The following is a 19,482-nucleotide window of genomic DNA, read 5'->3' as shown; positions in this document are numbered from 1 at the left end:
CCGCCGCAAGGGCGGCGGCTATCGTCGGCGATCCACCCCGCCAGCCGAGGCGCCATGAACCCCGCCCTGATCCAGGCCTTGCACGCCGCGCCCCAGGCCCGCGCCGTTGATGACGTGGCCGCCTGGTGGCAGGGCTGGCCCGGCCTGCTGCACGGCGCGGCCGACACCGCGGCGCTGGCCCTGGCCGGCGGCTTTGCGGCCGACCGCGTGGCCTGGGCCTTTGCCAGCGGCTACCAGGCGGCGCTGCGCGCGCTGGTGCCCGATCTGCCGGGCGAGGCGATGGCCGCCTTCTGCGTGACCGAGGCCGAGGGCAACCGGCCGCGCGACATCCGCAGCCGCATCACGCCGCTGGCCGATGGCGGCTGGCAGCTCGATGGCGCGAAGCGCTGGGCCACGCTGGGGCCGGCCGGCAGCGTGCTGCTGGTGGCCGCCGCGCTGGCCCCGGCGGCCGATGCCGCAGACGGCCGGCCGCAGTTGCGCGTGCTGCGCGTGCCGGTGCCCACGGCCGGCCTGCAGGTCGAGGCCATGCCGCCCGCGCGTTTTGTGCCCGAGGTGCCGCATGCCGCGTTGCGCATGGCGGCCGTGCGCCTGCCGGCCGCGGCCATGCTGCCCGGCGACGGCTACGAGCGCTACGTCAAGCCCTTTCGCACGCTGGAAGACAGCCATGTCACGCTGGCCGTGCTGGCCTACCTGCTGCGCGAGGCCCGCGCCCGCGCCTGGCCCGAGGCCTACCGCGAGCAGCTGGTGGCCGTGCTGGCCTTGCTGGCCGATCTGGCCGGGCGCGATCCGCAGGCCGCCGCCGGCCATGTGGCGCTGGCCGGCGCGCTGCAGCTGGCCCACGGGCTGTATGCCCAGGCCCAGCCGCTGTGGGCCGCGGCCGGCTGCGCCGCTGCCCAGCGCTGGCAGCGCGATGCGGCCTTGTTCGCGGTGGCCGGCACGGCACGCCAGCTGCGCGCGGCCAGCGCCTGGCGCCGGCTGGCCGATGGCCTCAGCGCAGCGCCGGCCCCCAGCGCGTGACGCGCACCGCCGCCAGCGTGGCCAGGCCGTAGACCGTCATCGACAGCGCCACCAGGCCGAACAGCGCGTTCACATCGGGCTGGGTGGCGTGGCTGATCCAGCCGCCCACGGCCAGCACCGTGGCCAGGCGTGCCGTGCCGGCCAGCACCGGCCCGAGCATCTTGCCGGCGCCTTGCGAGGCAAAGTACAGCGTCAGCCCCAGACCGAAAAACCCGAAGGCCGGGCCGGCGATCTGCAGAAAGCTGCGCGCATGGGCCAGCACCGCCGCATCGCGGCTGAACAGGCCGGCCCACAGATCGGGCCACAGCGCCACCAGCGCGCCGATCAGGCCCAGGTTGACGCCCGAGGTGAGGCCCGCAGTCCAGGCCACGCGGCGGGCACGGGCCACGTCGCGCGCGCCGATGGCCATGCCCACCATCGGCAGCGCCGCCACGCCGATGCCGAACGAGATCGGAATCAGCAAGAACTCCAGCCGCTGGCCGATGGCATAACCGGCCAGCGGCAAGGCCCCCAGCCGCGCCACGAAGCCGGTGAGCAGCAGCACCGACAGCACGCTCTGGAACGGCGAGATCATCGACACCGCGCCCACGCGCAGGATGTCGGCAAACATCTCGCGCCGCCAGGCCATGCCGCTCAAGGTGAGCGTCAGGCGGCCCTGGCCGCTGAACAGGAACCAGGCGAAAAATGCCACGCTGGCCGCCGTGGCCACGATGTTGGCGATGGCCACGCCGGCCATGCCCAGCGCCGGCAGGCCCGCGCCGCCCAGCGCCAGCCAGCCGCCCAGCACGATCTGCAGCAGCGATGCCGCCAGGATCACCAGCGAGGGCACGCGCATGTTGCCGCTGCCGCGCAGCACCGAGGCCAGCGTATTGCTCAGCCAGATCAGCAGCGCGCCGGAAAACAGCACCTGGCCATAGCCCACGGCCGCCGCCAGCACCTCGCCCTGGCCGCCCAGCCAGCGGTAGAACAGCGGGCCCAGCGTCAGCATGGCCGCGGTGAACAGCAGGCCCAGTCCGCCGCCGATCAGCAGCGGATGCAGGGCCAGCGCCTGGGCCCGCGGCAGATCGCCGGCGCCCAGCGCCCGGCTCACCGCCGACGACACGCCGCCGCCCATGGCCCCGGCCGAGAGCTGCTGCGCCAGCATCAGAAACGGAAACACCAGCGCCATGGCCGCCAGCGGCGTGGCGCCCAGGCGGCCGATGTACACCGTCTCGGCAATGCCCACCAGCACCTGCATGGCCATGGCCAGCACGCTGGGCGCGGCCAGCGCCAGCAGCGTGCGCAGGATGGGGCCGTGCAGCAGGCGCTGCACCTCGGGCGAGGCGGCGGATGCAGCCATGGCCTCAGTCCCGCGCCGCGGTCTGCGGCGTCGATTTGTAGATGATGGTCGTCATGCAGCTGCATGATAAATACAATCCAGAAATCCCGCTGTCCCCGATGGAGCATCCGCATGGGCCACTCGCAGGCCGACAAGGCGCAAAGCCGTGAACGCATCCTGGCCGAAGCCGCCGGGCAGATCCGCGATGCCGGCCTCGAGTCGGTGAGCGTGGCGCGCCTGATGCGCAGCGCCGGCCTCACCCATGGCGGCTTCTACGGCCACTTCGCCTCGCGTGACGAACTGCTGGCCCAGGCCCTGGAACGTGCGCTGGTGGACGGCGCCGCCGCCTCGCGCGCCGCGGCCGGCCGGCGCCGCAGCGCCAGCACTGCCAACACCGCCAGCACCGCCAGCACCGCCAGCACCGTGAGCACGGCCAGCACGGCCAGCACGGCCAGCGCCGCCAGCCGTTCGACCCAGCGCAGCGCCTACGACGACTTTGTGCGCCACTACCTCAGCCGCGCCCACCGCGAGGCCCGCAAGGACGGCTGCGCCGTGGCCGCACTGGCCGCCGACGCGGCGCGTGCCGATGCGCCGGTTCGCGAGGTGATGGCGGCGCATGTCGAGCGCTTTGTTGCGCGTGTGGCCGAGCTGGCCCGGACCGATGACGACGAGGCCCTGTTCGCGGTGAGCGCGCTGGTGGGCGGGCTGCTGCTGTCGCGGGTGATCGGCGAGCCGGCGCGCGCCGACGCGCTGCTGCGCGCGGTGCGCGAAGGTCTGCAGCAGCGGCCGTCTGGGCCGCTGGCTGACGCGCCCGCGGCCAGCGCCGGCTGAACGCGGCCTCAGCCTGCGGTGCCGGCGTGGGCCGGCGTGGGCCGGCGTGGGCCGGCTGAAGGGGCCGGGTGATTGCAGGTGCCGCCGGGTGTATCAGGGTGTCGCCGGGTGCCGCGCCGTATGCCGTCGGGCGCTTGCGGGTGCTGTGACCGGGCCTGTGCGTGCCTGGTGCGCGAGACGGGAATCGAACCCGTACGCCTTGCGGCTGCGGAGTTTAAGTCCGCTACGTCTACCGTTCCGTCACTCGCGCTGAGGGTGGGGCGGCGCCGATGATAGGCGGCAATCGGGCGCTGGCGCGGGCGCTGCCGAGCCGGGTCGCCCGCTGGGGCCGAGCCCCCATTCAGCGGGCTGCTGCGCGGCGATGCGGAACCGTATTTCAGCCCGGCGGGTCGGGCAGGGTCAGCGCCTGGGCCCGCGCATCGGCCTGCACCCAGCGGCATGCGGCCTGCTGCAGCAGTGCCGGGTCGCCGGTGGCCAGCAGGCGCAGGGCGCCGGGGGGCGGCGCCTGGCCCGTGTCGTCTGCCGGCTGCTGCGCCGCAGGCGCCAGCAGGCTGGCCACGCGCCGGGCCACGGCCTCGGCGGTGTCGATCAGCTGCACGCCGGCTGGCAGGCGCGCGGCCAGGCCCGGGGCCACCAGCGGGTAATGGGTGCAGCCCAGCGCCACGGTGTCGGCGCCGCTGGCCTGCAGCTCGGCGGCAAAGCGGTCGAGCAGGCTGGCCAGGCGGGGTGAATCGGGCGGCTCGGTCTCGATGGCGTCGGCCAGGCCGGGGCAGGGCACGCGGTGCACCTGGGCGCCGCCGGCATGCTGCTCGATCAGGCGGGCCACGCGCGGGCTGGCCAGCGTGCCGGGCGTGGCCATCACCGCCACCTGACCGCAGCGTGTGGCGGCCACGGCCGGCTTGATGCCGGGCTCCACACCCACGAAGGGCCGCTCGGGCCAGCGCGCGCGCAGCGCCGCAATGGCCTGGGTGGTGGCGGTGTTGCAGGCCATCAAGACCAGGTCCACCTGCTGCTGCTCGATCAGCCAGGCGGCCAGCTGCAGGCTGCGCCCCACCACCCAGTCGGCCGGGCGCTCGCCCCAGGGGTTGAAGCGCGAATCGGCCAGGTAGGTGCAGCGCGCCGCCGGCAGCTGCTGGCGCAGCGCGCGCAGCACCGAGAGGCCACCGATGCCGGTGTCAAAGACGCCGATGTGCGGCGCCGGGCCAGCGGAGGTGTTGCGCAAGGATGTGCCGAGGGCTGCCATGGGGCGCGCAGTCTAAATGGCCCTGCGCGTCACCGGGGAGACGGCGCGCTTTGGCACAATGGCAGAAAATAGCACGGTCGTTCGATTTCTTGCCATGGCGGGTGCTGAGGGGTGGCCCTTAGAATCTTTCCAGGTTTACGTAAACGTCAATTCAACTCCCGAGGAGCCGCGTCTCATGAAGGTACTGGTGCCTGTGAAGCGTGTCGTCGACTACAACGTGAAAGTTCGCGTGAAGTCCGATGGCACGGGCGTCGACATCGCCAACGTCAAGATGAGCATGAACCCGTTCGACGAGATCGCCGTCGAAGAGGCCGTGCGCCTGAAGGAAAAAGGCGTGGCCACCGAGGTCATCGCCGTGTCCTGCGGTGTCACGCAGTGCCAGGAAACCCTGCGCACGGCCATGGCCATCGGTGCCGACCGCGCCATCCTGGTCGAGTGCGCCGACGAGTTGCAGCCGCTGGCCGTGGCCAAGCTGCTGAAGGCCCTGGTCGACAAGGAGCAGCCGGGCCTGGTGATCCTGGGCAAGCAGGCGATCGACGACGACTGCAACCAGACCGGCCAGATGCTGGCGGCCCTGGCCAAGCTGCCGCAGGCCACCTTTGCCAGCAAGGTCGAAGTGGTGGACGGCAAGGCCAAGGTCACGCGCGAGATCGACGGCGGTCTGGAGACCCTGTCGCTCAGCCTGCCGGCGGTGATCACCACCGACCTGCGCCTGAACGAGCCGCGCTACGTCACGCTGCCCAACATCATGAAGGCCAAGAAGAAGACGCTGGATGTGGTCAAGCCCGCCGACCTGGGCGTGGACGTGGCGCCGCGCCTGAAGACCCTGAAGGTGGCCGAGCCCGCGGGCCGCAAGGCCGGCATCAAGGTGGCCGATGTGGCCACCCTGGTCGACAAGCTGAAGAACGAAGCGAAGGTCGTCTGACGCTCCCCCCGAAGCGCCCAAGGGCGCCTCCCCCCAGGGGGCGCCGCCAGCGGCCCGGCAAAGCCGGCTCCGCGGCGGCCGCTGGGTTGGACTGAACCTGATTGCAAGGAGAAACTCAATGCCTGTATTGGTTATTGCCGAACACGACAACGCCAGCATCAAGGGCGCCACGCGCAACACCGTCACGGCCGCTGCGGCCATCGGTGGCGATGTGCATGTGCTGGTGGCCGGCCACAACGCCGCCGCCGCTGCGGCTGCCGCCGCGCAGATCGCCGGTGTGAGCAAGGTGCTGCACGCCGATGGCGACAGCCTGGCCCATGGCCTGGCCGAGAACCTGGCCGCCCAGGTGCTGGCCATCGCCGGTGGCTACAGCCACATCCTGTTTGCCGCCACCGCCGGCGGCAAGAACGCCGCACCGCGCGTGGCCGCGCTGCTCGATGTGGCGCAGATCAGCGAGATCAGCAAGGTGGTCTCGGCCGACACCTTCGAGCGCCCGATCTACGCCGGCAACGCCATCGCCACGGTGCAGAGCGCCGATGCCACCAAGGTGATCACCGTGCGCGCCACCGGCTTTGATGCCGCCGCCGCCACCGGTGGCAGCGCCGCGGTGGAGAGCATCGCCGCCGTGGCCGACAGCGGCAGCAGCACCTGGCAGGGCAGCGAGATCGCCAAGAACGACCGGCCCGAACTCACCGCCGCCAAGATCATCGTCAGCGGTGGCCGCGCCATGGGTTCGAGCGAGAAGTTCAACGAGGTGCTCACGCCGCTGGCCGACAAGCTGGGCGCAGCGCTGGGCGCCAGCCGCGCCGCCGTCGATGCGGGTTATGCCCCCAACGACTGGCAGGTGGGCCAGACCGGCAAGATCGTGGCCCCCACGCTGTACATCGCCTGCGGCATCTCGGGCGCCATCCAGCACCTGGCCGGCATGAAGGATTCGAAGGTGATCGTGGCGATCAACAAGGATCCCGAGGCACCGATCTTCAGCGTGGCCGACTACAGCCTCGAGGCCGACCTGTTCGCGGCCGTGCCCGAGCTGATCAACGCGCTGTAAACCGCGCCTGCCTTGCCCGGCACCCGTGCCGGGCGGGCCCCATTCCCTGAGGGCGCCCACCATGGCGCCTTTTTTTCGACCCGGAGACCTGCGAATGACCTACCGTGCCCCCGTCAAGGACATGCTCTTCGCGATGAAGGCGCTGGCCAACATCGATGCCGTGGCCCAGCTGCCCGGCTACGAGGATGCCGGCTACGACACTGCCGCCGCGGTGCTGGAAGAGTGCGCCAAGCTCAACGAGGGCGTGGTCGCGCCGCTGAACTGGGAGGGCGACAAGTACCCTTCGTCGTTCCACGACGGCAAGGTCAGCACCACACCGGGTTTCAAGGATGCCTTCCGCCAGTTTGCCGAAGGCGGCTGGCAAGGCCTGCAGCACCCGGCCGAGCTGGGTGGCCAGGCCCTGCCCAAGCTGATCCATGCGGCCTGCACCGAGATGGTCAATGCCGCCAACGTGAGCTTCGCGCTGTGCCCGCTGCTGACCGACGGCGCCATCGAGGCGCTGCTCACGGCGGCCACTGACGCGCAGAAGGCCACCTACATCCCGCCGATGATCGAGGGCCGCTGGACCGGCACGATGAACCTCACCGAGCCGCAGGCCGGCTCCGACCTGAGCCAGGTGCGCACCCGCGCCGAGCCGCAGCCCGATGGCAGCTACAAGATCTTCGGCACCAAGATCTTCATCACCTACGGCGAGCACGACATGGCCGAGAACATCGTCCACCTCGTGCTGGCCCGCGTGGCCGGCGCGCCGGAGGGCGTGAAGGGCATCTCGCTGTTCGTGTGCCCCAAGTTCATGGTCAATGCCGACGGCAGCCTGGGTGCGCGCAACGACGTGCACTGCGTCAGCATCGAGCACAAGCTGGGCATCAAGGCCAGCCCCACCGCGGTGCTGCAGTACGGCGATCATGGCGGCGCCATTGGCTACCTGGTGGGCCAGGAGAACCGCGGCCTCGAGTACATGTTCGTGATGATGAACGCCGCGCGCTTTGGCGTGGGCGTGCAGGGCATCGCGGTGGCCGACCGGGCCTATCAGAAGGCCGTGCAGTACGCGCGCGACCGCGTGCAGAGCCGCCCGGTGGATGGCTCGGCCACCGGCCCCGCGGCCATCATCCACCACCCCGATGTGCGCCGCATGCTGATGACCATGCGCGCCCAGGTGGAAGGCTGTCGCGCCATGGCCCTGGTCGGCGCTGCGGCCTACGACGCGGCGCATGCCCACCCCGATGCCGAGACGCGCGCGCAGAACCAGGCCTTCTACGAGTTTCTGGTGCCGCTGATCAAGGGCTACAGCACCGAGATGAGCCTCGAGGTGGCCAGCCTGGGCGTGCAGGTGCATGGCGGCATGGGCTTCATCGAGGAGACCGGTGCGGCGCAGTACCTGCGCGACGCCAAGATCCTGGCCATCTACGAGGGCACCACGGCCATCCAGGCCAACGATCTGGTGGGCCGCAAGACCAGCCGTGATGGTGGTGCCGGCGCACGCGCCATCGCCGCGCAGATCGAGCGCACCGAGGGCGAGCTGGCCGCGCGCGGCAGCGCCGCCTGCCAGGCCTTTGCGCAGGGCCTGGGCACGGCCCGCCGCGCCTGGCTCGACGCCATCGGCTTCATCGCCGCGCAGGGCAAGGGCAACCCCAATGCCGCCTATGCCGGCAGCGTGCCCTACCTGATGCTCAGCGGCATGGTGGTGGCCGGCTGGCAGATGGGCCGTGCACTGATGGCCGCCGAAGACGCCCTGGCCGCCGGCGAGGACGCCAGCTTCATGCAGGCCAAGGTGGCCACTGCGCGCTTCCATGCCGACCATGTGCTCAGCCGCTGCACCAGCCTGCGCGCGGCCATCGTGGACGGCGCCGACAGCGTCACCGCGCTGGCCCTCGAGGCCTTCTGAAACCCGCCCTGCGCGCGCTGCGCAGCGTGGCAGCCAGCCGGCGCAAGACTGCCGGCCGGCGCTGCGGTGCAATCCGCGCAGCCTGCGCGGCGGGCCCTGCTGTCCCCCGCGTGATAGTGATCCGCCGGCCGCCTTGCGCACACTGCGCGGCGCCCGCCACCGAACCCTTCTCCCAGGAGTAAACCGTGCCCCTGCCTCCCGTGCTTGCCAAGCTACCGCTGCCCATCATCGGCTCGCCGCTGTTCATCATCAGCAACCCCAAGCTCGTGATCGAGCAGTGCAAGGCCGGCGTCGTCGGCTCGATGCCCGCGCTCAATGCCCGCCCGGCCGCCCAGCTGGATGAATGGCTGGCCGAGATCACCGAGACCCTGGCGGCCTACAACCTGGCCAACCCGGACAAGCCGGCCGCGCCGTTTGCCATCAACCAGATCGTGCACAAGAGCAATGACCGGCTCGAGCACGACATGCAGATGTGCGCCAAGTACAAGGTGCCGATCATCATCACCAGCCTGGGCGCGCGCACCGATGTCAACGAGGCCGTGCACGCCTGGGGCGGCGTGGTGCTGCACGACATCATCAACAACTTCTTCGCCCGCAAGGCCATCGAGAAGGGGGCCGATGGCCTGATCGCCGTGGCCGCCGGTGCGGGCGGCCATGCCGGCACCAAGAGCCCGTTTGCGCTGATCCAGGAGATCCGCCAGTGGTTCGACGGCCCGGTGGCGCTGAGCGGCTCGATCGCCAGCGGCGACGCGGTGCTGGCGGCCCAGGCCATGGGCGCCGATTTCGCCTACATCGGCTCGGCCTTCATCGCCACCGAAGAGGCGCGCGCGGTTGATGCCTACAAGCAGGCCATCGTCGACAGCAACTCCGACGACATCGTCTACAGCAACCTGTTCACCGGCGTGCACGGCAACTACCTGAAGCCCAGCATCAAGGCGGCAGGCCTCGACCCCGACAACCTGCCCGAGAGCGACCCCAGCGCGATGAACTTCGGCGGCGACGCCAAGAAGGCCTGGAAGGACATCTGGGGCTGCGGCCAGGGCATCGGCGCCATCGACAAGGTGCTGCCCACCGCCGAGCTGGTGGCGCGCCTGAAGCGCGAGTACGCCGCGGCACGCCAGCGCATCGGGCTGCCGGCCGCTGCCGGCGTGGCGGCGGGCTGACGAGCCTGGCGGGGCCGATCACAATCGGCGCATGACCCGCCTCACCATCTCCGATGTCCGGCCCTTCGACAGCGTGCGCGGCACGCTGGGGCCGCTGTCCACCCTGGTCATCGAGCATGACCGCCTGGCGGCCGTGCTGCCGCACAGCGGGCAGGGCGCGCCCACGGTCGACGACGTGGCGCAGCGCATCCACGGCGGCGGCCGCGTGGCCCTGCCGGGCCTGATCGACGCGCATGTGCATGTCACGGCCGCCAGCCACGACCTCACCGCGCTGGGCCTGCAGCCGGCCTCGCTGATCGCTGCCGAATCGGGCGCTATCATGCGCGGCATGCTGCAGCGCGGTTTCACCACGGTGCGCGACGCCGCCGGCGCCGATGCCGGCCTGCAGACGGCGCAGCAAAAGGGCCTGTTCGAAGGCCCGCGCCTGTACATCGCCGGCTTTCCGATCTGCCAGACCGGCGGCCACGCCGACATGCGCCCGCGCGCGGTGCGCCAGCGCGACTGGTTCTGCAGCTGCGCCGGCCTGGGGCTGCTGGGTGCCATTGCCGACGGCGTGGGCGAGGTGCGGCGCGCGGTGCGCGAGCAGGTGCGCACCGGCGCCAACCAGATCAAGATCATGGCCGGCGGTGGCATCTCCAGCCCCGCCGATCCGCTGGAAGGCACGCAGTTCGCGCTGGATGAGCTGCGCGCCGCCTGCGAGGAGGCCGAGGCCGCCAACCTCTATGCCATGGCCCACGCCTACTCGCCGCGCGCGATCACCCGCGCCGTCGAGGCCGGTGTGCGCTCGATCGAGCACGGCAACCTGCTCGACGAAGCCAGCGCACGCGTCATGAAGCGCCACGGCGCCTACCTGGTGCCCACGCTGGCCACCTACGCCGCACTGGCCGATGAAGGCGCGCGCCTGGGCTGGACCGGCGAGATGCTGGACAAGCTGGCCCGCGTGAAGGGCCGCGGCCTCGAGGCCGTGCGCATCGCCATGGCCGAAGGCGTGCCGGTGGTCTTCGGCACCGACCTGCTGGGCCACATGCAGGCCCGCCAGAGCGAGGAGTTCACGATCCGCAGCGCGGTGCTGAGCCCGGTGCAGATCCTGCAGAGCGCCACCATCGAGGCGGCCCGCCTGATGCGCCTGGAAGGCCAGGCCGGCGAGCTGGTGGCCGGCGCCTGGGCCGATGTGCTGCTGGTGGATGGCGATCCGACCGAGGATGTCTCGATGCTCGCCCGGCCCGACACCGGCATCCGCCTGCTGATGCAGGCGGGCCGGGTGCTGCGGTCGTCGCTCGCCGCCTGAGGGCTGCGGGGCGCCCCTGGGCAGGGCGTCTTGAACAAGCAGCGAAGCGCTGTTGGCGCTTCGAACAAGCAGCGAAGCGCCGTGGGCGCTTCGTCGAGGCTTACTTGAAGTTCGTGAACCGCGCCTGCGGCCGGTCGTCCGAGCGGTGGATGGTGTCCACCGCCTTGACCATCGCCCACGGCCGGATCTGGTGGTGCAGCGGCAGCACCAGGTGCTCGTCGCGGGTGCGCACCAGGGCGTCCTTGATCAGCGCATTGCGCTTGGCCACGTCGGTCTCGACCTTCATGCCGTCAACCAGCTTGTCCAGCGCCGGATCGCTGACCCGACCGAAGTTGAAGTTGCCGTCGGCGCCGGTGGTGCGGGTGCGCACCAGCGACTGCAGCGAGTACTGCGCGTCGTAGGTGGCCACACCCCAGCCCAGCATGTAGGCCGAGGTGTCGGAGTTCTGCACCTTCTGGATGAAGGTGCTCATCGACTCGGCCGCCACCTTGGTGTTGACGCCGATCTTGGCCCACATCGAGGCCAGCGCCAGGCAGATCTTCTCGTCGTTGACGTAGCGGTTGTTCGGGCAGTTGAGCTGGAACTCGAAGCCGTTGGGATAGCCGGCCTCGGCCAGCAGCTGCTTGGCCCGGGGCAGGTTCACCGCCAGCGGCTTGTCGATGTCGGCCGTGTTGCCGTTGACGCCCGGCGCCACCAGGATGCCGGCGGGCAGCGACATGCCGCGCATCACGTTGCGCTTGATCGCCTCGCGGTCGATGGCGATGTCGAGCGCCTCGCGCACGCGCTTGTCCTTGAACGGGTTCTTGCCCTTCACGCTGCTGTGCTTGAGCTCGGCGTTGTGCTGGTCGAGCGCGATGAAGATGGTGCGCACCTCGGCGCCATCCACCACCTTGAGCTTGGGGTCGGCGCGCAGGCGGGCCACGTCCTGCGGCGGCACGTCGGTGACCATGTCCAGGTCGCCCGAGAGCAGGGCGGCCACGCGGGTGCTGTCGGCCTTGATCGGCGTGTACACCACCTGGTCGACATTGCTGGTGCGCTTGTCCCACCAGCCGTCGTGGCGGGCCATCGCCACGCGCTGCTCGGGCTGCCAGCTCAGGATGCGGAACGGGCCGGTGCCGTTGACGTTGCGCGAGGCGTAGTTCTCTTCCTTGGCCTTGTAGTCCTGGGTGTTGGCGCTGCGGTTCTTCTCAGCCCAGGACTTGCTGACGATGAAGAAGTCGACGATGTTGCGCAGCAGGATCGGGTTGGGGCCGGACAGGATGAAATCGACCGTGTGCTCGTCGACCTTCTTCACCTCGCTGATGCCGGTGACGTAGATCGACATCGTGCCCTGCGGCTGCTTGATGCGGCCGAAGCTGAACACCACGTCGTCGGCCACGAAGGGCGTGCCGTCGTGGAATTTCACGCCCTTGCGCAGCTCGAAGCGCACCTGGGTGGGCGTGACGAAGGTCCACTTGGTGGCCAGCGCCGGTTCGACCTCGTACTTGGCGTTGTAGCGCACCAGGCCCTCGTACGCGTGCATCAGGATCGCGTTGGTGGTGGCGTGGTTCTGGCTGTGCGGATCGAGCGTGAGGATGTCGTTCTGGGCACCCCAGCGCAGCGGCGCGGCATGCGCCGAGGCCAGGCCCAGGCCGGCAGCCAGCGCAAGGCTGGCCAGTGCGGTACGTACAGGGGACATGCGCATGGAAGGCAGCTCCGGTGAAATCAAACCGTCATGCTAGTGCCAGAAACGGCCGCCTGGTGTGGCGCGGGGCATGTTGCGGCCCCGTATTCACCCGAGGGGCGGGTGGACAAACTGACGGGCGATCAGTCGCGCGAACCGCCGGGCGCGTCGGCGGCGCGGCTGACCTCGGCGTCGCAGTCGCAACCGGCGCCGGCCGCGATCCAGCGCCGCGCCAGGCCTTGCAGGGCGCGCTCGGCCAGCGCCGGCAGCCGGGGCCACAGGCGCCGGGCGCCGCTCACCATGGCGCAGCGGTACTGCCGGTGCGGCGCGCTCCACCACAGCGCCCGGCAGGCGCCCTGGCGGCGGCCGGACACCAGCACGCCCAGCGGGCAGGGCTGCCAGGCACAGCACACGCCGCAGCCATTGCAGGCCGCGCCGCTGGCCGGCTTGGCCGGCGCATCGGCGTGCAGCAGGATCACCGGATAGGTGCCGGCCGCGTCATTGCCGGCCGGGCCGGTGCCGCGTGGGCCGGTGCCGTGTGGGCCGGGCGGGAGGGTCATGGCGGGCGAGTGTGCGGGCGCCGCCGCCGGCCGGTGCGGCTGAAACAGGGCGTGAGCCCGGCGCTTTTGTCAGGCTGGCAACAGCCTGCCTGAGGTTTAATGCGCTCGCCGTCGGCCATTCCAACAGTGATACAGTGCCGCCGCATGAAGTAAACACGGTCCTTTCGTGCCCCTTGCTGATCGAGCGATCGATCGAGACAACAGCAAGGCGGGTCGCAATCCGCCAACCGGTCGAGCCGGGCCGCGGAAGGTTTTTCAACCCATCGTAGCCCTGGAAACCGGGGTGAAAGGTGAGCGAGCGATGATGCAGCAACACAGGTCCAACTCGTACCTGTTCGGGGGCAACGCCCCGTATGTCGAGGAACTCTACGAGGCCTACCTCGACAACCCGGGCAGCGTGCCGGACAACTGGCGTGCCTATTTCGACAATCTGCAGAACGTGCCGGCCGTCGATGGCACGGACAACCGCGATGTCGCCCACGCCCCGGTGGTGGAAAGCTTCGCCCAGCGCGCCAAGGCCAACGCCTTCGCCCTGAAGGCCAGCTCGGCCGATCTGGCCGTGGCGCGCAAGCAGGTGCATGTGCAGAGCCTGATCGCGGCCTACCGCAACATCGGCGCCCGCTGGGCCGACCTCGATCCGCTCAAGCGCACCGAGCGCCCCAAGATTCCCGAGCTGGAGCCGGCGTTCTACGACCTGAGCGAGTCCGACATGGACATCACGTTCAGCGCCGCGAACACTTACTTCGGCAAGAGCGAGAACATGAGCCTGCGGGAGATCCTGCAGGCCCTGCGCGAGACCTATTGCGGCACCGTCGGCGCCGAGTTCATGCACATCACCGACCAGACGCAAAAGCGCTGGTGGCAGCAAAAGCTCGAGGCGATCCGCAGCAAGCCGGTGTTCAACACCGCGCAGAAGAAGCACATCCTCGACCGCCTGACCGCGGCCGAAGGCCTGGAGCGCTACCTGCACACCAAGTACGTAGGCCAGAAGCGCTTCTCGCTGGAAGGTGGCGAGAGCTTCATCGCCGCGATGGACGAGCTGATCCAGCAGGCCGGCAACAAGGGCGTGCAGGAGATCGTCATCGGCATGGCCCACCGCGGCCGCCTGAACGTGCTGGTCAACACCCTGGGCAAGATGCCCAAGGATCTGTTCGCCGAGTTCGACCACACCGCGCCCGAAGACCTGCCCGCCGGTGACGTGAAGTACCACCAGGGCTTCAGCTCCGACATCTCCACCCCGGGCGGCCCGGTGCACCTGAGCCTGGCCTTCAACCCCTCGCACCTGGAGATCGTGAACCCGGTGGTCGAGGGCTCGGTGCGCGCGCGCATGGACCGCCGCGGCGACCGCCTGGGCGACCAGGTGCTGCCGGTGCTGGTGCACGGCGACTCGGCCTTCGGCGGCCAGGGCGTGAACCAGGAAACCCTGATGCTGTCGGAGACCCGCGGGTACTCCACCGGCGGCACGGTGCACCTGATCATCAACAACCAGATCGGCTTCACCACCAGCGACCCGCGCGACCTGCGCTCGACGCTGTATTGCACCGACATCGTCAAGATGGTCGAGGCCCCGGTGCTGCACGTCAACGGCGACGACCCCGAGGCCGTGGTGCTGGCCACCCAGCTGGCGCTGGAGTTCCGCCTGGCGTTCCGCAAGGACGTGGTGGTCGACATCATCTGCTTCCGCAAGCTGGGCCACAACGAGCAGGACACGCCCGCGCTCACCCAGCCGCTGATGTACAAGAAGATCGGTGCCCACCCCGGCACGCGCAAGCTCTACGCCGACAAGCTGTCGGCCCAGGGCATGGGCGAGACGCTGGGCGACGACATGGTCAAGGCCTACCGCGCGGCGATGGACGAAGGCCGCCACACGGTCGATCCGGTCATCAGCAACTTCAAGAGCAAGTACGCGGTCGACTGGGCGCCGTTCATCGGCAAGAAGTGGACCGACGCCGCCGACACCGCGCTGCCGCTCACCGAGTGGAAGCGCCTGTCCGAACGCCTGACCACCATCCCCGCCAGCGTGAACATGCACCCGCTGGTCAAGAAGGTGTTCGATGACCGCGCGGCCATGGGCCGTGGCGACGTCAACATCGACTGGGGCATGGGCGAGCACATGGCCTTCGCCTCGCTGGTGGCCAGCGGCTATGCCGTGCGCCTGTCGGGCGAGGATTCGGGCCGCGGCACCTTCACCCACCGCCACGCCGTCATCCACGACCAGAAGCGCGAGAAGTGGGACGAGGGCACCTACGTGCCGCTGGAGCATGTGGCCGACAACCAGGCGCCCTTCGTCGTGATCGACTCGATCCTGTCCGAAGAGGCGGTGCTGGGCTTCGAGTACGGCTATGCCGGCTCCGAGCCGAATGCGCTGGTGGTGTGGGAGGCGCAGTTCGGCGACTTCGTCAACGGCGCGCAGGTGGTGATCGACCAGTTCATCGCCTCGGGCGAGGTGAAGTGGGGTCGCGCCAACGGTCTGGTGATGATGCTGCCGCACGGCTATGAAGGCCAGGGCCCCGAGCACAGCTCGGCGCGCCTGGAGCGCTTCATGCAGCTGGCGGCCGACAACAACATGCAGGTCTGCCAGCCCACCTCGGCCAGCCAGATCTTCCACCTGCTGCGCCGGCAGATCGTGCGCCAGTTCCGCAAGCCGCTGGTCATCATGACCCCCAAGAGCCTGCTGCGTAACAAGGACGCCACCAGCCCGCTGGCCGACTTCACCCGCGGCAGCTTCCAGACGGTGATCCCCGAGCAGAACGAGGCCATCGTCGCCGACAAGGTCAAGCGCGTCATCGCCTGCTCGGGCAAGGTGTACTACGACCTGGTCAAGAAGCGCGAGGAGAAGAAGGCGTCCGATGTGGCCATCATGCGCATCGAGCAGCTCTATCCGTTCCCGCACAAGGCCTTCTCGGCCGAGATGAAGAAGTATCCGAACGCCACCGACATCGTGTGGTGCCAGGATGAGCCGCAGAACCAGGGCGCCTGGTTCTTCGTGCAGCACTACATCCACGAGAACATGCTCGACGGCCAGAAGCTCGGCTACGCCGGCCGTCCGGCCTCGGCCAGCCCGGCGGTGGGCTATGCCCACCTGCACCAGGAGCAACAGAAGGCGCTGCTGGATCAGGCCTTCGCCAAGCTCAAGGGCTTCATCCTCACGAAATAGGCCCACCCCCGAAGCGCCGGAGGCGCTTCCCCCTCCAGGGGCGCCGCCTGCGGACCGGCATAGCCGGATCCGCGGCGGCCGCTGGGTGTGCTACTCCTTATTCCAAGAGTCAAAAAAATGGCAATCGTAGAAGTCAAGGTTCCGCAGCTGTCCGAGTCGGTGGCCGAAGCCACCCTGCTGCAGTGGAAGAAGAAGCCCGGCGAGGCCGTGGCCATCGACGAGATCCTGATCGAGATCGAGACCGACAAGGTGGTGCTGGAAGTGCCGGCGCCCTCGGCCGGCGTGCTGGCCGAGCTGGTGGTGGGTGATGGCGGCACCGTGGTCAGCGACCAGGTCATCGCCCGCATCGACAGCGACGCCAAGGCCGGCGCCGCCGCCCCGGCTGCGGCCGCCGCCGCACCGGCGCCCGCGGCAGCTGCCGCCCCGGCCGCCGCTGCCGCCGCCACCGGTGGCAGCAAGAGCGACGTGGCCATGCCCGCCGCCGCCAAGCTGATGGCCGACAACGGCCTGGCCGCCGGCAGCGTGGCCGGTACCGGCAAGGACGGCCGCGTCACCAAGGGTGATGTGCTGGCCGCCGTGGCCACCGGGGCTGCCGCACCCAAGGCCGCGCCGGCACCCGCCGCTGCGCCGCTGGCCGCCCCGGCCGCCAAGCCCGCGCTGCAGCAGGTGGCCGCACCGGTGGCCATGAACCTGGGCGAGCGCCCCGAGCAGCGCGTGCCGATGTCGCGCCTGCGCGCGCGCATCGCCGAGCGCCTGGTGCAGAGCCAGTCCACCAATGCCATCCTGACCACCTTCAACGAGGTCAACATGGCCCCGGTGATGGAGATGCGCAAGAAGTTCCAGGACAAGTTCGAGAAGGAGCATGGCGTCAAGCTGGGCTTCATGAGCTTCTTCGTGAAGGCGGCGGTGGCTGCCCTCAAGAAGTACCCGGTGCTCAACGCCTCGGTCGATGGCAACGACATCGTCTACCACGGCTACTTCGACATCGGCATTGCGGTGGGTTCGCCGCGCGGCCTGGTGGTGCCGGTGATCCGCAATGCCGACCAGATGAGCTTTGCCGACATCGAGAAGAAGATCGCCGAGTTCGGCCAGAAGGCCAAGGACGGCAAGCTGGGCATCGAAGAGCTGACCGGCGGCACCTTCTCGATCAGCAATGGCGGCACCTTCGGCTCGATGCTGTCCACGCCCATCATCAACCCGCCGCAAAGCGCCATCCTGGGTGTGCACGCCACCAAGGACCGCGCCGTGGTCGAGAACGGCCAGATCGTGGTGCGCCCGATGAACTACCTGGCGATGAGCTACGACCACCGCATCATCGACGGCCGCGAAGCCGTGCTGGGCCTGGTGACGATGAAGGACGCGCTGGAAGACCCGTCGCGCCTGCTGTTCGACATCTGAAGGCACGCATGGACCTGCTGCGCCTCCCGGCCTCGCGCCTGCGCTGCTCGCCGTACGGGTGTACGGCTGCGCTGCTCGGCACGGCCTCGGGCGGCTCGCGACGGTTCCTGCGACCTTCAGCCCTCTGACCAGGCTGCAACGCACAAGGCACCGCCATGTCGATCGCCGATGACCTTGCCAAGCTCGACGACCTGCGCGCCCGTGGCGTGCTGTCGGATGACGAGTTCCAGCGGGCCAAACAGCGCTTGCTCGATGGCGGCAGCGTGCCGCCCACGCCGCCTGGCGTGGCCGCGGTCAACGCCTTGCGCCGCTCGCTCGGCGACAAATGGCTGGGCGGCGTGTGCGGCGGCCTGGCCCGCGTCACGGGCCTGGACAGCTGGGCCTGGCGCCTGATCTTCGCGGTGCTGTTCCTGTGGGGCGGCGCCGGTCTGCTCGTCTACCTGCTGCTGTGGATCTTCGTGCCGGCCGATTGAGGCCGCACGCCATCCGCCGCAGCGCAACCAAACTCTCATCATGTCCAAGCAATTCGATGTCGTCGTGATCGGCGCCGGCCCTGGTGGCTACATCGGCGCGATCCGCGCCGCGCAGCTGGGTTTCAACGTCGCCTGCATCGACGATTCGCAAAACGACAAGGGCGGCCCCGCGCCCGGCGGCACCTGCACCAACGTCGGCTGCATTCCCAGCAAGGCCCTGCTGCAGAGCAGCGAGCACTACGAGCACGCGCTGCACCACTTCGGCGACCACGGCATCAGCGTGGGCGAAGTGAAGATGGACGTGGCCAAGATGGTGGCCCGCAAGGCCGCCGTGGTGAAGCAGAACAACGACGGCATCCTGTACCTGTTCAAGAAGAACAAGGTGTCGTTCTTCCACGGCCGCGGCAGCTTTGCCAAGGCGGTGGATGGCGGCTACGAGATCACCGTCACCGGCGCCGCCAACGAGACGCTGACCGCCAAGCACGTCATCATCGCCACCGGCTCCAGCGCCCGCGCGCTGCCCGGCGTCCCCTTTGACGAAGACAAGATCCTCAGCAACGACGGCGCGCTGCGCATCGGTGCCACCCCCAAGAGCCTGGGCGTGATCGGCTCGGGCGTCATCGGCCTGGAGATGGGCTCGGTGTGGCGCCGCCTGGGCGCCGAGGTGACCATCCTCGAAGCCATGCCCGGTTTCCTGGGCGCTGCCGACGAGGCGGTGGCCAAGGAGGCGCTGAAGTGCTTCACCAAGCAGGGCCTGAAGTTCCAGTTCGGCGTGAAGGTGGGCGAGATCAAGAGCGGCAAGAAGGGCGTCAGCATCGCCTACACCGACGCCAAGGGCGAGGCCCAGTCGCTCGAGGTCGAGAAGCTGATCGTCTCGATCGGCCGCGTGCCGCACACCACCGGTCTGAACCCCGAGGCCGTGGGCCTGAAGCTCGACGAGCGCGGCTGCGTCGTGGTGGACGGCGACTGCAAGACCAACCTGCCCAATGTGTGGGCGGTGGGCGATGTGGTGCGCGGCCCGATGCTGGCGCACAAGGCCGAGGAAGAGGGCGTGGCGGTGGCCGAGCGCATCGCCGGCCAGCATGGCCATGTCGACTTCGGCCTGGTGCCGTGGGTGATCTACACCTCGCCCGAGATCGCCTGGGTGGGCCGCACCGAAGCCCAGCTCAAGGCCGATGGCGTGGCCTACAAGGCCGGCCAGTTTCCGTTTCTGGCCAACGGCCGTGCGCGGGCGCTGGGCGACACCACCGGATTCGTCAAGTTCATTGCCGATGCCAAGACCGACGAGATCCTGGGCGTGCACATCGTCGGGCCGTATGCCAGCGAGCTGATCGCCGAGGCCTGCGTGGCCATGGCCTTCAAGGCCAGCGCCGAAGACATCGCGCGCATCTGCCACGCCCACCCGTCGCTCAGCGAGAGCACCAAGGAAGCCGCCCTGGCAGTGGACAAGCGCACGCTGAACTTCTGATGCGTGACGCCGCGGCGACGCCGGCTCGGGCTGGCGCGTCGC

Annotated in this window: 15 protein-coding genes and 1 tRNA gene; 11 read left to right on the top strand and 5 right to left on the bottom strand. The window is 69.8% G+C overall.

The features are described 5' to 3' along the window. Positions 1-54: 54 nt before the first annotated feature. A complete protein-coding gene (locus tag N4G63_RS09955) occupies positions 55-1,017 on the top strand; it encodes an acyl-CoA dehydrogenase family protein (RefSeq protein WP_260788214.1) in 963 nt (320 codons plus the stop codon). Here N4G63_RS09955 and N4G63_RS09950 read toward each other — a convergent pair. Continuing rightward, positions 989-2,356, bottom strand: a complete 1,368-nt coding sequence (locus N4G63_RS09950) for an MATE family efflux transporter (protein WP_260788213.1) — start codon at positions 2,354-2,356, stop codon at positions 989-991. The two genes, N4G63_RS09955 and N4G63_RS09950, sit on opposite strands and share 29 nt — an antisense overlap. 111 nt (positions 2,357-2,467) lie before the next feature. Between N4G63_RS09950 and N4G63_RS09945 the strand changes: the two genes are divergently transcribed. Then, complete coding sequence (locus N4G63_RS09945) at positions 2,468-3,166, top strand: TetR/AcrR family transcriptional regulator (RefSeq protein WP_260788212.1); 699 nt, start codon at positions 2,468-2,470, stop codon at positions 3,164-3,166. A gap of 166 nt (positions 3,167-3,332) precedes the next feature. Here the strand turns inward: N4G63_RS09945 and N4G63_RS09940 are convergent. Continuing rightward, positions 3,333-3,416 (bottom strand) — tRNA-Leu (locus N4G63_RS09940). A 126-nt stretch (positions 3,417-3,542) separates the two neighbouring features. After that, on the bottom strand, positions 3,543-4,409 hold the full coding sequence (gene murI / locus N4G63_RS09935) for a glutamate racemase (protein ID WP_314599629.1): 867 nt from the start codon (positions 4,407-4,409) through the stop codon (positions 3,543-3,545). Between the two features lie 175 nt (positions 4,410-4,584). Here murI and N4G63_RS09930 point away from each other — a divergent pair, with 175 nt between their 5' ends. From N4G63_RS09930 to N4G63_RS09910, 5 genes are all read left to right on the top strand, one after another. Then, entirely contained in the window at positions 4,585-5,334 is a 750-nt protein-coding gene (locus tag N4G63_RS09930) for an electron transfer flavoprotein subunit beta/FixA family protein (RefSeq protein ID WP_260788209.1), read from the top strand. Positions 5,335-5,452: 118 nt separating this feature from the next. Beyond that, a complete protein-coding gene (locus N4G63_RS09925; RefSeq protein ID WP_260788207.1) occupies positions 5,453-6,385 on the top strand; it encodes an electron transfer flavoprotein subunit alpha/FixB family protein in 933 nt (310 codons plus the stop codon). A 94-nt stretch (positions 6,386-6,479) separates the two neighbouring features. Then, positions 6,480-8,270: an acyl-CoA dehydrogenase gene (locus N4G63_RS09920; RefSeq protein ID WP_260788206.1), complete on the top strand. Its 1,791-nt coding sequence runs from the start codon at positions 6,480-6,482 to the stop codon at positions 8,268-8,270. Between the two features lie 185 nt (positions 8,271-8,455). Continuing rightward, positions 8,456-9,433: an NAD(P)H-dependent flavin oxidoreductase gene (locus tag N4G63_RS09915; RefSeq protein WP_260788205.1), complete on the top strand. Its 978-nt coding sequence runs from the start codon at positions 8,456-8,458 to the stop codon at positions 9,431-9,433. 31 nt (positions 9,434-9,464) lie between these two features. Continuing rightward, positions 9,465-10,721 (top strand): metal-dependent hydrolase family protein, encoded by a 1,257-nt coding sequence (locus tag N4G63_RS09910; protein WP_260788204.1) that lies wholly within the window; start codon positions 9,465-9,467, stop codon positions 10,719-10,721. A gap of 100 nt (positions 10,722-10,821) precedes the next feature. On the opposite strand, the gene N4G63_RS09905 is transcribed toward N4G63_RS09910, so the two are convergent. Next, positions 10,822-12,399, bottom strand: coding sequence for an ABC transporter substrate-binding protein (locus tag N4G63_RS09905; RefSeq protein ID WP_443112045.1), 1,578 nt, complete (start codon positions 12,397-12,399; stop codon positions 10,822-10,824). A 128-nt stretch (positions 12,400-12,527) separates the two neighbouring features. Next, positions 12,528-12,944, bottom strand: a complete 417-nt coding sequence (locus tag N4G63_RS09900) for a hypothetical protein (RefSeq protein ID WP_260788202.1) — start codon at positions 12,942-12,944, stop codon at positions 12,528-12,530. 301 nt (positions 12,945-13,245) lie between these two features. Here N4G63_RS09900 and N4G63_RS09895 point away from each other — a divergent pair, with 301 nt between their 5' ends. From N4G63_RS09895 to lpdA, 4 genes are all read left to right on the top strand, one after another. Further along, positions 13,246-16,101 (top strand): 2-oxoglutarate dehydrogenase E1 component, encoded by a 2,856-nt coding sequence (locus tag N4G63_RS09895; protein ID WP_260788201.1) that lies wholly within the window; start codon positions 13,246-13,248, stop codon positions 16,099-16,101. A gap of 117 nt (positions 16,102-16,218) precedes the next feature. Then, positions 16,219-17,499: a 2-oxoglutarate dehydrogenase complex dihydrolipoyllysine-residue succinyltransferase gene (odhB, locus tag N4G63_RS09890; RefSeq protein ID WP_260788200.1), complete on the top strand. Its 1,281-nt coding sequence runs from the start codon at positions 16,219-16,221 to the stop codon at positions 17,497-17,499. Between the two features lie 155 nt (positions 17,500-17,654). Further along, complete coding sequence (locus N4G63_RS09885) at positions 17,655-17,972, top strand: PspC domain-containing protein (RefSeq protein WP_260788199.1); 318 nt, start codon at positions 17,655-17,657, stop codon at positions 17,970-17,972. Between the two features lie 40 nt (positions 17,973-18,012). Continuing rightward, entirely contained in the window at positions 18,013-19,440 is a 1,428-nt protein-coding gene (gene lpdA, locus N4G63_RS09880; RefSeq protein WP_260788193.1) for a dihydrolipoyl dehydrogenase, read from the top strand. Positions 19,441-19,482 lie beyond the last annotated feature (42 nt).

Source organism: Aquabacterium sp. OR-4 (genome assembly GCF_025290835.2).
Classification (GTDB): domain Bacteria; phylum Pseudomonadota; class Gammaproteobacteria; order Burkholderiales; family Burkholderiaceae_C; genus Pseudaquabacterium.
This window is presented reverse-complemented; position numbering and strand designations above follow the sequence as displayed.